We start from the raw sequence: 12,438 nt of genomic DNA, 5'->3' as shown, positions 1-12,438 counted from the left end.
GGAGGGCGCTCCCGGTTACCGGCCGCCCGCGACGTCCAGCACGCTCCCCGTGCAGTAGGAGGCCTCGTCGGAGAGCAGCCAGGCGACCGCGGCGGCGACCTCGTCGGCCGTCCCGGCGCGGCCCACGGGCACCAGCGGGCCGATGCGTTCCACCCGGTCGGGTTGCCCACCGGACGCGTGGATGGCCGTGTCGACGATGCCCGGCCGCACCACGTTGACGCGCACGCCCTCGTCCGCGACCTCCTTGGCCAGCCCGAGCCCGAGGGTGTCGACGGCCGCCTTGGACGCGGCGTAGTCGACGTACTCCCCCGGCGAGCCGAGCCGCGACGCCGCCGAGGACACGAGCACGATCGACCCGCCCGGCCCGCCGTGCGCGGTCGAGAGGCGCCGCACGGCCTCGCGGCAGGAGACGACGGCGCCGACGACGTTGATCGCGAGCATCGCGGCGACACGCTCGGCGGACATCGCGTCGACCCGCGCCTTCGGCACCACGACCCCGGCGTTGACGACGACCCCGCCGAGGGGGCCCAGCTCGTCGGCCGCGGCGAACGCCGCCTCGATGTCGGCCTCCACCGCCGCGTCCGCGCGGACCGCCCGCGCCTCGACGCCAAGCGAACGGGCCGCGGCGACCACCTGCCCGGCGGCGTCGGCGTCACTGCGGTAGGTGACGCAGACGTCCCACCCGGCGGCCGCGGCACGCTCCGCGACGGCGGCACCGATGCCGCGGCTGCCGCCGGTGACGAGGAGAACCCCCATCAGACAGCCCCCATCAGACGAGGAAGCGCAGCGACGAGTCCCGGCCCTCGGCGCGCGCGGCGCGGTGGTCGTCGAGGTTCGTGTGGTCGGCGAGTCCGCGTCCGGTCCCCATGCTCGCGAGCACCGCCGCCTCGGCCCGCTCGACCTCCTCGGCGCCCGCGAGCGCGCCGCGGACCTGGGCGGGCGTGGCGACCGCGAGGCCGTCGTCGTCACCCAGCACGACGTCGCCGGGCCGCACCGGCACCCCGCCGAGCGCGACCGGCCCCAGGTTCAGGCCGCGCGGGTCGTGCGCGCTGCCCGAGGCGGGCGTCGACCCGCGGGCGAACACCGGCAGCCCGATCCGGCGCAGGCCCGCGACGTCGCGGCAGTACCCGTCGATGACGACCCCGGCCAGCCCGTTGCGCCGCGCCTCGGCGGCCACCAGCTCGCCGGCGACGGCCCGCGTGCCCCGCGGGTTGACGACGACGAGGACCGACCCCGGCGCGGCCTCGCCGGCGGCGAGCAGCACCGGGAGGTGGTCGTCGGGGGCGACGACGGTGACCGCGGGCCCCGCCATCCGCACGTCGGGCACCATCGCCCGGATCGCGGGGTCGGGCAGGGCGAAGGACTTGTCGGCGTCGCAGAGCGAGGAGGTCGCGAGCGCGCGCACCCGGCCGAGCTCGTCGGGGGTCAGAGGGTCCACGGGCGGTCATGATGCTCGACGCGGGGCCGTGTGGCGACGATCCTTCGGCGTCGTGACATCTCCAGGGTCGTCTCCAGTGATCGTCGAGGTCGCCGTCAACGGGGCCACGCCGCGCTCGGCGAACCCGCACGTGCCGCTGACCCCGGCCGAGGTGGCCGACGAGATGCTCGCCTGCGTCGCGCGCGGCGCGAGCATCGCGCACGACCACCACGAGGCGATGTTCGTCCCCGACGGCGTGCACCCGGTGGAGCCCTACGTCGAGGCGTGGTCGCCGGTGCTCGCGCGGTACCCGGACCTGCTGCTCTACGCGACGATGGCCGCCGGCGCCCGCGGCATCCCGATCGAGACGCGGTGGGCGCACCACGAGGAGCTCGCCCGCCGCGGGCTCGGCGGGCTCTCGCTCGTCGACCCCGGGTCGGTGAACCTGGGGCTGACCAGCGACGGGGCGGTCGCCGCGGCCGCCGCGCCGGGCCCGTACCAGAACAGCCTGGCCGACACCGAGCACATGTTCGCCCGCTGCGCCGCGCACGGCACCGGCCCGTCCATCTCGATCTTCGACCCGAGCTTCCTGCGGGTCGCGCTGACCCTGCACCGCCACGGACGCGTGCCGCCCGGCGCGATCGTCAAGCTGTACTTCGGCGGCGAGCTGGAGTTCGGGCTGCCGCCGACGACCACTGCGCTCGAGGCCTACCTCGAGATGCTGGAGCCGAGCGGGCTGCCGTGGTCGGTGGCGGTGCTGGGTGGCGACGTCGTCGCCTCCGGGCTCGCCGAGACGGCCGTGCGCCGGGGCGGGCACGTGCGCGTGGGGCTCGAGGACTTCGCGGGGCCGTCGACACCGACGAACACCGCGCTCGTCGACGAGGTCGTGGCGCTGCTCGCGGACCTGGGGCACCGACCGGCGACGATCATCGAGACCCGGGAGATCCTGGGGCTACGTCCTCGTGGATGACCACCTCGCGGACCGCCTGCGCGCCGCCGGCTGCGTGTTCGCCGAACAGGAGGCGGCGCTGCTGCGCGCCGCGCCCGGCGACCTGCAGACCCTCGCGGCCCGTCGGATCGCCGGCGAGCCGCTGGAGCAGATCCTGGGCTGGGCGGAGTTTGCGGGGCTGCGGGTCGCGGTGACGCCGGGGGTGTTCGTGCCGCGGCGGCGCAGCGAGTTCCTGGTGGGGCGGGCGGCGCTCGGGCTCGTCCCGGGTGCCGTCGTCGTCGACGTGTGCTGCGGCACCGGGGCGATCGGGGCGGCGCTGCAGGCGGCGTCGCCGGGGATCGTGCTGCACGCGGCGGACGTGGACCCGGTGGCTGTGGCGTGCGCCCGGGCCAACCTGCCGTTCGCGGCGGGCGTGCACACCGGTGACCTGCTCGACGCCCTCCCGCCGTCGCTCGCCGGGACCGTCGACGTGGTCGTCGCCAGCACCCCGTACGTGCCGAGCGCGGCGGTCGCCGCCATGCCGCCCGAGGCGCGCGAGCACGAACCGCTCGTGGCCCTCGACGGCGGCGGGGACGGGATCGACGTGGTGCGCCGGCTCGCGGCCCAGGCGCCGGCGTGGCTGCGGGCGGGCGGGCGCCTGCTCGTCGAGTGCGCGGGGCACCAGCGGCTCTCGGCGCGCGACGCGCTCGAAGGCGTCGGGTTCGCGGTGTCGATCGCGCGCGACGACGAGCACGACGCGACCGTCGTCGCGGGCGTGCTCGAGCACCCTCGGTAGCGGAGATCAACCTGAGCGCGTGGCGATACGGACACTCATCGTATGCGGCGCCACGCCGCTGACACGGGCGCGGCTACTCGGCGCGTTCGGCGGCGCGCTTGCGGCGCTTGCCCTCGTGCATCGCCTGGACGCGGGCGACGGGGATCGTGCGGCCCTCGGCGACGAGGTCCTCGGGCAGGGCCTGCGGCGCGGGGAGGGCGTCGGGGTCGCTCCACGGGTCCGGGCGCCCGAGAGCGGTCGCGACGGTGATCTCGGCGGGCACCACGGTGTCCAGCTCGTCCCACGACACCGGGAACGACACCGGCAGGCCCGGGCGCACGCGCGGGCTGTAGACCGACGCGATCGTCGAGCCCCCGGCGCGGGTGGGGTCGACGAACACCTTGCCGCCCCGGTCGGCGCGGATGAACGCCGTGGTCGCGATCGCGGGGTCGAGGCGCTCGGTGCGGACGGCCAGCGCGCGGGTGGCGCCGGCGACGTCCTCGTGGGTCGGGCCGGGCGCGAGCGGGACGAGGATGTGCACGCCCTTCGCGCCCGTCGTCTTCACCACGCCGTGCAGGCCCGCGTCGTCGAGCGCCCGGCGCACCAGGTGCGCGGCGGCCACCACGGCGTCGAACCCGGCGTCCTCGGGCGGGTCGAGGTCGAGCACGAGGTGCTCGGGGACCTCCATCGCCGCGGCGCGCACGAGCGTCGGGTGGTACTCGATCGCGCGCTGGTTGGCGAACCACAGCAGCGTCGGCAGGTCGTCGCACAGCGCGTACGCGACCTCGCGCCGCGAGGACTCGGCCCAGAACGACACCGTGCGCACGAAGTCCGGCGCGTACGTGGGGACGTTCTTCTGCATGAACGGCTTCTGCCCGCGCAGCGCCCGCACCACCGACAGCGGGCGTCCCGCGAGCGCCGGCAGGATCCGCGGCGCCATCGCCTCGAGGTAGTCGACGAGCTCGCGCTTGCTCACCCCGGCGCCGGAGAACAGCTCCTGGTCGAGGTTGGTCAGCGCGACGCCGTGCCGCTCCTCGCCCGCGCCCTTCGCCGCCACACGCCGACCTTCCCGGGCGCCCGCCGCGACGGCAAGGTCCGGTCGGGGTCACGCCGGCGCCGGTACCGGCGACGATCTCCGGTAGGTCCCGGATCACCCGGACGAGGACCGCTTCCGCCACGTCGTCCGGTACGTCCCACCCCGCGCTGGAGCAGGGGGCGGGGGGTCCGCGAGGGCGGTCCGCGGGGATGAGAGAGTCCCCGCCCGGCAGGCTCGTGTGCCACGGAGCGCAGTCGGATCTTCACTCTCGGGAACCACCCGGAGAGACCACTCGTCCGTGACGCCCACGCTGCCGTTGAGAGGGAGGCGCCGTGCGGTGCGGCGCGAACCGTCGAGAGGAGCACGGTGGGTCGGCACACCTGGATGGAGATCGGGGCTGCGGGGCGGTCGGCGCGTGATGGCGCCCGGCGTCGGATCGGCGGCCGGGTCGCCGCGCTCGTCCTCGGCCTCGTCGCGCTGGCCGGCCTCGGCAGCGTCGGTGCGGTCGCGATGGCCGTGCCGAGGGCCGCCATGCCGTGCGAGGACAACGTCAAGGCCTGCGCCCGCCTGTCGACCAACGAGGCGTGGCTCTCCGACGGCAAGGGCAACATCCTGCGCGGCCCGGTGCGGATGAACCACGGCGCGCCCGGCAACGAGACGCCGGTGGGCTTCTTCTCCGTGCAGCGCAAGGAGGAGGTCCACCTCTCCAAGGAGTACAACAACGCGCGGATGCCCTGGTCGGTGTTCTTCGACGACAACGGCCGCGCGTTCCACGGCGGCGACCCGGCCCGGCAGTCGGCGGGCTGCGTGCGCATGGCCGACCCCGACGCCCAGGCCTTCTTCAACGGCCTCAACGTCTACGACCGGGTCCAGATCGTCGAGTAGTGGCCTTCGGCCTCGTGAGTGATGTGGGTCGTCCTGACGACCCATGTCACTCACGTGCGGCGCAGCCGCATCGACCGCAGGCGGTTGAGGGCGGCGGCGACCTCGTGGCGGCGGGGCCGGGCGATGTCCGCTGAATCACCCGGGCGCCCGTCGAGCAGCGCCCCCAGACCCTGCCGGTCGAGCTCGGCGTCGAGCAGGTCCAGGCCCTCGGCGAGGGTGATCGTGCCGTCGAGGACCCCGTCCCCGAGCAGCGCGAGCGCCCGCCCGATCCCCGCGACCTGCGAGCGGTCGGTGATCTGCTCCACCGCCGAGAGGTCGATGTCGTCCTCGCCGAACGTCAGCGTGTCGCGGCCCCGGGCGGTGACCCTCCGCTTCCCGCGCGCCGTCGGGTCCAGCGAGCCGGGGTCGACGACGCGCGGCGTCACCTTCGGGAAGCCGGTGTGCTCGACGGTGCGCGCCGGCCCGGCGGCCGCGATCTCGTGGGCGCGCGCCGTCACGTCCGACGCGCGGTAGGCGTCCATCATGATCACGGTGTCGGCGACGCCGAGGTAGTCGCCGGACCCGCCCATCACCAGCACCGTCGACACCCCGTGCTCGGCGTGCAGCGGGCGGACGCGCTCCACGAACGGCACCAGCGGCTCGGTCGCGATGAGCTGCTGCATCCGCGCGTCGCGGATCATCATGTTGGTCGCCGACGTGTCCTCGTCGATGAGCAGCACGTCCGCGCCCGCCTCGACGGCCTCGACGGTCGACGCGGCCTGGCTGGTCGATCCCGAGGCGTTGGTGGTCGAGAAGTCGTCGGTCGGCTCGCCGGAGGGCAGGTGCGCGACGAACGCCGAGACGTCGAGGTGGATCACCGCGCGCCCGTCCTCGGCGCGCAGCTTGACCGCGTCGGGCCGGGTCACGACCTGCTCGCGCCCGTCGCCGGGCACGTGGTCGTAGACGCCGGCCTCCAGCGCGCGCAGCAGCGTCGACTTGCCGTGGTAGCCGCCGCCGACGATCAGCGTGACGCCCTCGGGCACGCCGAGGCCGCTCACCTCCCCGGCGTTGGGGGCCGTCAGCGTCACCTGCAACGAGGACGGGCCGCCGAACGGCGTCGCACCGTCCAGCGGCCGGTCGTCGACGCCGCTGCGCCGGGGCAGCACCGCGCCGTCGGCGACGAACGCGACCAGCCCGCGCCCGGCGAGCGCCGCCCGCAGCGCGACGGCGTCCTCGACGGTCTCGACGAAGGTCCGCGCCGCGTCCTGGTCCACCGACGCCCAGCACAGCGCCTCGCGCGCCGCGGCCGGCAGCGTCTCCCCCAGCAGCGTCGCCGCCTCGCGCCCCAGGATCCGGCGCTTCGGGCCCGGGAACGGGACGCCGACCTCGACCGTCACGACGCCGTCGGCGTCCACGGTGCCGGCGCTGCGGTCGAGCACCTCGGGCCCGCCCGCGTCGACGTGCACCGGCGTGCCCCGCAGCGCCCGGCGCAGCCCGCGCAGCAGGAAGCCGGCGAGCGCGCGGCGGCGGTCGGCGGTCGCGTGGAGATCGGCGGGCAGGCCGGCGTCGGACACGGTCAGCCGGACCCGGCTCGGCGGCGCGAACGGGTCGGCCTGCACGCGCAGCACCTCGAGCGTCACACCGCCGACGGACCACGACCCCGACAGCGACTTGTAGCGCCCGTAGCTCGCGCCGTCGAGCGAGCGCAGGGACGCGGCCAGATCGGAGCGTGCAGCCATGGGCGGGATGGTGCCCGCCGGAGACCCGGCGCACGCCCGGGGAACTCTGGGCGCCCCCCGCGCGTCTTCTGTCACAGATGACCGGAGAGAATTGTCCGGTTCCCGCCGCTCCGGCCCCGGAGCGCAACAGATGACCTTTTCACAGGAGGGCCCCCACGCACAGGGGAAGCATCGCCCAGGCGATAGTGGAACCGCTCACAACGTCGTGTCCTATCCCCAGAGGAGCGCCGTGATCGTCCTCGGCCTGTCCGGTCTGCCGCGCTCGCAGGAGCACCTGCGAGCCACCTCCCCCGACATCGATCCGCTCGACGCGCGGATCTGTCAGGGCCTCGACAGCGCCGCCGCGCTGGTCGTCGACGGCCGCCTCGTGGCGGCCGCCGCCGAGGAGCGGTTCACCGGCGAGAAGGGCACGGGCGCGCTGCCCGCGCAGGCCATCGCGTCCTGCCTCGCGGAGGCCGGCCTGACCCCCGACGACGTGGACCTCGTCGCCCACGGCTTCGACTACGAGCGCCACCGCCGCGCCTTCGAGCTCGCCGGCACCCCGTTCGACGAGGTCTACGCGAGCGCCACCGTGATCGACGGGCTCGCCGAGCTCGGCTGGACGCGCGTCGCCGAGCGCTTCCGCCCGGTGCGCCACCACGTCGCGCACGCCGAGTCCGCGCTGGCCCCGAGCGGGTTCGAGCGCGCCCTGGTGGTCGTGAGCGACGGCATGGGCGAGGCGGAGTCGCTGTCGGTGTTCCGCGCCGATGGCGACGAGCTCGAGCTCCTCCACACCGTCCCGATCGCCGCGTCGCTCGGCATCCTCTACTCGATCGCGACCCGGTTCCTCGGGTTCCAGTTCAACAACGACGAGTACAAGGTCATGGGCCTCGCGCCCTACGGCGACCCGGAGCGGTTCCGCCCGGTGTTCGAGAAGCTCGCCCGCGCCGACCTCGAGCGCGGCACCGTCGTCGTCGACTGGCCCGCGGGCAGCCTCACCGAGCCCGCCGCGGGCTACCCGCACGCCCGGGCGTTCCTCGCCGAGGCCGCGTTCACCCCGCAGGCCCCCGACGGCGACATCCACCGCGACGAGGCGGACTTCGCCGCCGCGCTGCAGGAGCGCCTGACCACCGTGCTCGTCGATCTCGTCGGGCACTGGCTCGAGCGCACCGGCGAGCGGAACCTCGCCCTGGCCGGCGGCACGTTCCTCAACTGCAAGGCCAACCAGTCGATCGCCGACCTGCCGGGTGTCGACGCGGTGTTCGTCCAGCCCGCCTCGGGCGACGACGGCACGGCGCCGGGCGCGGCGTGGCACGTCGCGCGCACCGAGGGCGGCGGCCTCGCGCCGGTCACCGGGCCGTTCGACCCGTACCTCGGCCCGGCCTACACCGCCGACGACGTGCGCGCCGAGCTCGACGCCCGCCCCGAGCTGACGTGGACGTTCCTCGGCGAGACCGACGAGTACCACGCCCGCGCCGCCGACGACATCGCCGCCGACCGGATCGTCGCCTGGTTCTCCGGGCGCATGGAGTTCGGGCCGCGCGCGCTGGGCCACCGCTCGATCCTCGCCCGCCCCGACGGCGACCGGATCAAGGAGCGGATCAACGGCGCCGTGAAGTTCCGGGAGGCGTTCCGCCCGTTCGCGCCCGCGGTGCTCGACGAGGACGTCGACCGGCTGTTCGTCACCCGCGGCTTCGAGCCGGACCGCTACATGCTCTGCACCGCGCAGGTCCGCCCCGAGGCCCGCGGCGTCGTCGAGGGGATCGTCCACGAGGACGACTCCGCGCGCATCCAGACCGTGCGCGACGACCTCGCCCCCGGCTTCGCCCGCCTGCTGCGCGAGGTGAAGGCGCGCACCGGCTCGGGCGTGGTCGTCAACACGTCGTTCAACGTCAAGGGCCAGCCACTGATCATGGCGCCGGGCACGGCGCTCGACACGTTCGCCGGGATCGCTCTCGACCGCCTCTACATCGAGGGGTACGTCGTGGAACCTCGCGCGGGCACGAAGGACGCATGACCGGAATCCGACCCCTGCTGCGGGAGGACCTGCCCGCCGTCGCCGCCCTCTACGAGCGCCTCGCGCGCTCCGGGCGGGACACGCCCCCGGCGCCCCTGGCCGGGTACCTGGCGCGTACGACGCTCGACGCCGTCTGGGCCGACCCGGAGATCCCGCCGCTGGTCGCGGAGGGCTCCGACGGCCGGGTCATCGGGTTCCTGGCCTCCTATCCGCGCCGCCTGCGCCTCGACGGGCGGGCGCTGCGGGTGGGCTGCTCGGGGCACCTGGTGGCGGACCCGTCGACGCCCGGGATCGGCGCCCTGCTCACGCGGGCCTACCTGCGCGGGCCGCAGGACCTCACGATCACCGACGGCGCGACCGACCTCATGCGCCGGATGTGGCGCCAGCTGCGCGGCCGCGTGCGCACGGCGCCGTCGTTCGCCTGGTACCGCGTGCTGCGTCCCACCTCGGCGGTCGCCGCGCACCTCGGCGACCGCGGGCGGTCAGTCCCGGGCCCGCTGCGCACGGCCGGCGGGGGCGTCGACGCGCTGGTGCGCCGGCTCCCGCGGATCGGGGCGCGGCCGGCCCCCGCGCCCGACCCGGAGCTCGCGAGCGAGCCGCTGACCGTCGAGGCGCTCGTCGAGCAGACCGCCGAGGCGCCGCGGCACTGGCGCCTGCACCCCGACTACGACGCCCGCTACCTCACCGCGCTGTTCACCGAGCTCGACACGGTCGCGCCGGCGCGCGGCGACGTCGTCCGCACGCTGGTGCGCGGTCGCGGGGGCAAGGTGCTCGGCTGGTACGTCGCGTTCGCCCCGGAGGGCGGGATCGTGCAGGTCCAGCAGCTGGCGAGCACCACCGGCGATCCGGGCCCGGTGCTCGACCACCTCCTCGCCGACGCGGACGCCCGCGGCGCGGCCGCCGTCTCCGGGCGGCTCGAGCCCTCGCTCGCCGAGGCCGTCCGCGAGCGGCGCTGCCTCGTGCGCCCGGCGGCCTGGGCGCTCGTCGACTCCAAGGACCCGGGCGTGCTCGCTGCCCTCGACGCCGATGACACCCTCCTGACCCGACTCGACGGTGAGTGGTGGATGGGCCACCACGTGCTCTGGCCCCAGGGAGTGCCCGCATGACCGGTCTGACGGTCTACTCGACCTGCCCGCAGTCCAAGGACGTGGCGGCCCCGGACTACCTCGACGCGGTCGCCGCGACCGCCCGGTGGAGCGAGGAGGCCGGCTGCGCGGGGATGCTCGTCTACACCGACAACGGGATCGCCGACCCGTGGCTGGTGGCGCAGACGGCGATCGCCGCGACGTCGCGCCTCGCCCCGCTGGTGGCCGTGCAGCCGGTGTACATGCACCCGTACACGGCGGCCTCGATGGTGTCGTCGCTCGCGTACCTGCACGGCCGCGCGGTGCACCTCAACATGCTGGCCGGGGGCTTCAAGAACGACCTCCTCGCGCTCGGCGACCGCACCGAGCACGACGACCGCTACGCGCGCACCGTCGAGTACACCCAGATCCTCACCGCCCTGCTGCGCGGCGAGACCGTCACCCGCGACGGCCGCTGGCACCAGGTCGAGAACCTGCGCCTCGCCCCGGCCCTGCCGCCGGAGCTCATGCCCGAGGTGCTGATCTCGGGCTCCTCCCCCGCCGGGCGCGCGGCGGCCGAGGAGATCGGCGCGACGCCGATCCGCTACCCCGAGCCGCTCGGTGACGCCCCGGACGCCCCCACCGGCGGCGGCGTGCGGATGGGGATCATCGCCCGCGACGACGCCGACGAGGCGTGGCGCGTGGCCCACGAGCGCTTCCCCGCCGACCGCGCGGGCCAGGTCGCGCACGCGATGGCGATGCGGGTCTCGGACTCGCACTGGCACCACCAGCTGACCGCGGCCGCGAAGAACCCGACGCCGCCGGCGGCGCTGGACGCGGAACCGGAGCCCTACTGGCTCGGCCCGTTCCAGAACTACCAGTCGTTCTGCCCGTACCTGGTCGGCTCGCACGACCGGGTCGCCGCGGAGGTCGCCCGCTACGTCGAGCGCGGCACCGACGTCTTCGTGCTCGACATCCCGCCCGCGGCCGAGGACCTCGGCCACGCCGGCGAGGTGTTCGCCCGGGCCGGCGCGGCGGTGGGCGCGTGAAGCACCTGCAGGATCTGCTCGCCGTCTCGGCGGACCGCCACGCCGACCGCCCGGCCCTCGTCGGCACCGACGTGACGATGACCTACGCCGAGCTCGACGGGGCGGTCAACCGGGTCGCGCACGTGCTGCTCGAGCACGGACTCACCCCCGGCGCGCGGGTGTGCGTGCTCGCCGAGAAGGCGCCGTGGACGATCGCCGCGCTGATCGGCACCCTGCGCGCGGGCGGCGCCTACGTCCCCGTCGACCCGGCCGGGCCGGCGTCGCGCGTGGCGCGGATCGTGGGCGCCGCCGAGCCCGAGGTGGTGCTGGTCGACGGCGCGTCGCGCGCGCTGCTCGACGAGGTGCTCGCCGAGCTGCCCGAACAGCGCCCGGTCGTCGGGGCGATCGACGTCCAGGAGGGGCTCGCCTTCACCCGCGACGACCTGCTCACCGCGGCGAGCACCCACCCGGGCGTCGCGCCGACCGACCTCGCGCACCTGCTCTTCACCTCCGGCTCCACCGGGATGCCGAAGGGCGTGATGATCAACCACGACACGGTCCTCGCGTTCGTCGACTGGGGGCTGCGCCACTTCGGCACCCGCCCCGGCGACCGGGTCTCCGGGCACCCGCCGCTGCACTTCGACCTGTCGACCTTCGACATCTACGCGACGCTCGCCGCGGGCGCCGAGCTGCACCTCGTCCCGGCCTCGCTGGGCGTCGACCCGCGGGCGACCGCGGCGTTCATCCGCGACCGGGCGCTGACCCAGTGGTTCTCGGTGCCGAGCGTGCTGACCTATCTCGCGCGGTTCGACGTCGTCGCCCAGGACGACTTCCCGGCCCTGGAGCGGCTGCTGTGGTGCGGGGAGGTCCTGCCGACGCCGGTCCTCGCGCACTGGATGCGCCGGCTCCCGCACGTGCGGTTCACCAACCTCTACGGCCCGACCGAGGCGACGATCGCGTCGTCGTGGTTCGACGTGCCCGGGGTCCCGGCCGACGAGACCGTCCCGGTGCCGATCGGCCACCCGTGCGACGGCGAGGAGCTGCGCGTCCTCGACGACGCGATGGCCCCGGTGCCGACCGGGGAGATCGGCGACCTCTGGATCGGCGGCGCGGGCCTGTCGCCGGGCTACTGGCGCGACCCGGAGAAGACGGTCGCGGCGTTCGTGCCCGACCCCTCGGGCGAGCGGCTCTACCGCACCGGCGACCTGGCGCGCGCCGACGACGACGGCGTCGTGCACTTCCTGGGCCGCGCGGACTCGCAGGTCAAGAGCCGCGGCTACCGCATCGAGCTGGGCGAGATCGAGGCCGCGCTCGCGACGGTGCCCGGGATCCGCGAGGTCGCCGTGGTCGGCGTCGACACCGGTGGCTTCGAGGGCACGACGATCTGCTGCGCGTACTCGGTGGCCGAGGGCCACGTGCTGCCGGCCACGGACGTGCGACGGCGGCTGACCGAGCTGGTACCGAGGTACATGGTGCCGGCGCGCTGGGCGGAGCTCGACGACCTGCCCCACAACGTGAACGGCAAGATCGACCGCCCGGCGCTGCGGGACCGCTTCGCCCCCGCAGACGCGACGACAGGAGGACGCTGAGC

Annotated in this window: 11 protein-coding genes; 7 read left to right on the top strand and 4 right to left on the bottom strand. The window is 75.4% G+C overall.

Annotation, left to right across the window (positions count from 1 at the left end; genetic code table 11):
- Positions 1 to 15: 15 nt before the first annotated feature.
- Positions 16 to 756: an SDR family oxidoreductase gene (locus WCD58_RS24125; protein ID WP_337705631.1), complete on the bottom strand. Its 741-nt coding sequence runs from the start codon at positions 754 to 756 to the stop codon at positions 16 to 18.
- A gap of 13 nt (positions 757 to 769) precedes the next feature.
- The gene (locus WCD58_RS24120; protein ID WP_337705630.1) at positions 770 to 1,438 is read right to left on the bottom strand and encodes an RraA family protein; all 669 of its coding nucleotides are present in this window, start codon (positions 1,436 to 1,438) and stop codon (positions 770 to 772) included.
- 76 nt (positions 1,439 to 1,514) lie between these two features.
- On the opposite strand from WCD58_RS24120, the gene WCD58_RS24115 reads away from it, so the two are divergent.
- Positions 1,515 to 2,387: a beta-keto acid cleavage family enzyme gene (locus tag WCD58_RS24115; protein ID WP_337705629.1), complete on the top strand. Its 873-nt coding sequence runs from the start codon at positions 1,515 to 1,517 to the stop codon at positions 2,385 to 2,387.
- Entirely contained in the window at positions 2,380 to 3,141 is a 762-nt protein-coding gene (locus tag WCD58_RS24110) for a putative protein N(5)-glutamine methyltransferase (RefSeq protein ID WP_337705628.1), read from the top strand. The genes WCD58_RS24115 and WCD58_RS24110 overlap by 8 nt, the downstream gene beginning before the upstream one ends.
- A gap of 73 nt (positions 3,142 to 3,214) precedes the next feature.
- Here WCD58_RS24110 and WCD58_RS24105 read toward each other — a convergent pair whose 3' ends face one another.
- Complete coding sequence (locus tag WCD58_RS24105) at positions 3,215 to 4,177, bottom strand: DNA polymerase domain-containing protein (RefSeq protein WP_337705626.1); 963 nt, start codon at positions 4,175 to 4,177, stop codon at positions 3,215 to 3,217.
- Between the two features lie 345 nt (positions 4,178 to 4,522).
- Here WCD58_RS24105 and WCD58_RS24100 point away from each other — a divergent pair, with 345 nt between their 5' ends.
- Entirely contained in the window at positions 4,523 to 5,041 is a 519-nt protein-coding gene (locus tag WCD58_RS24100; protein ID WP_337705625.1) for a L,D-transpeptidase, read from the top strand.
- Between the two features lie 50 nt (positions 5,042 to 5,091).
- On the opposite strand, the gene WCD58_RS24095 is transcribed toward WCD58_RS24100, so the two are convergent.
- Positions 5,092 to 6,759, bottom strand: a complete 1,668-nt coding sequence (locus WCD58_RS24095; protein WP_337705624.1) for an ABC-ATPase domain-containing protein — start codon at positions 6,757 to 6,759, stop codon at positions 5,092 to 5,094.
- Positions 6,760 to 6,988: 229 nt separating this feature from the next.
- On the opposite strand from WCD58_RS24095, the gene WCD58_RS24090 reads away from it, so the two are divergent.
- Genes WCD58_RS24090 through WCD58_RS24075 form a run of 4 tightly spaced genes read left to right on the top strand, consistent with a single transcriptional unit; the run spans position 6,989 to position 12,436 of the window.
- On the top strand, positions 6,989 to 8,755 hold the full coding sequence (locus WCD58_RS24090; protein ID WP_337705623.1) for a carbamoyltransferase family protein: 1,767 nt from the start codon (positions 6,989 to 6,991) through the stop codon (positions 8,753 to 8,755).
- Positions 8,752 to 9,861 carry a hypothetical protein gene (locus tag WCD58_RS24085; RefSeq protein WP_337705622.1) on the top strand — a complete coding sequence of 370 codons (1,110 nt, stop codon included), beginning with the start codon at positions 8,752 to 8,754 and terminating at the stop codon, positions 9,859 to 9,861. Before WCD58_RS24090 ends, WCD58_RS24085 begins: the two co-directional genes overlap by 4 nt.
- Positions 9,858 to 10,868 (top strand): LLM class flavin-dependent oxidoreductase, encoded by a 1,011-nt coding sequence (locus tag WCD58_RS24080; RefSeq protein ID WP_337705621.1) that lies wholly within the window; start codon positions 9,858 to 9,860, stop codon positions 10,866 to 10,868. Before WCD58_RS24085 ends, WCD58_RS24080 begins: the two co-directional genes overlap by 4 nt.
- Positions 10,865 to 12,436 carry an amino acid adenylation domain-containing protein gene (locus WCD58_RS24075; RefSeq protein WP_337705620.1) on the top strand — a complete coding sequence of 524 codons (1,572 nt, stop codon included), beginning with the start codon at positions 10,865 to 10,867 and terminating at the stop codon, positions 12,434 to 12,436. Before WCD58_RS24080 ends, WCD58_RS24075 begins: the two co-directional genes overlap by 4 nt.
- Positions 12,437 to 12,438: the final 2 nt, after the last annotated feature.

It is taken from the genome of Actinomycetospora flava (assembly GCF_037400335.1).
Classification (GTDB): Bacteria; Actinomycetota; Actinomycetes; order Mycobacteriales; family Pseudonocardiaceae; genus Actinomycetospora; species Actinomycetospora flava.
This window is presented reverse-complemented; position numbering and strand designations above follow the sequence as displayed.

Bases quoted from the DNA above. Each gene is read 5' to 3' on its own strand.
- WCD58_RS24085 (WP_337705622.1), top strand. From the start codon at position 8,752: ATGACCGGAATCCGACCCCTGCTGCGGGAGGACCTGCCCGCCGTCGCC.
- WCD58_RS24095 (WP_337705624.1), bottom strand. From the start codon at position 6,759: ATGGCTGCACGCTCCGATCTGGCCGCGTCCCTGCGCTCGCTCGACGGC.
- WCD58_RS24080 (WP_337705621.1), top strand. From the start codon at position 9,858: ATGACCGGTCTGACGGTCTACTCGACCTGCCCGCAGTCCAAGGACGTG.
- WCD58_RS24125 (WP_337705631.1), bottom strand. From the start codon at position 756: ATGGGGGTTCTCCTCGTCACCGGCGGCAGCCGCGGCATCGGTGCCGCC.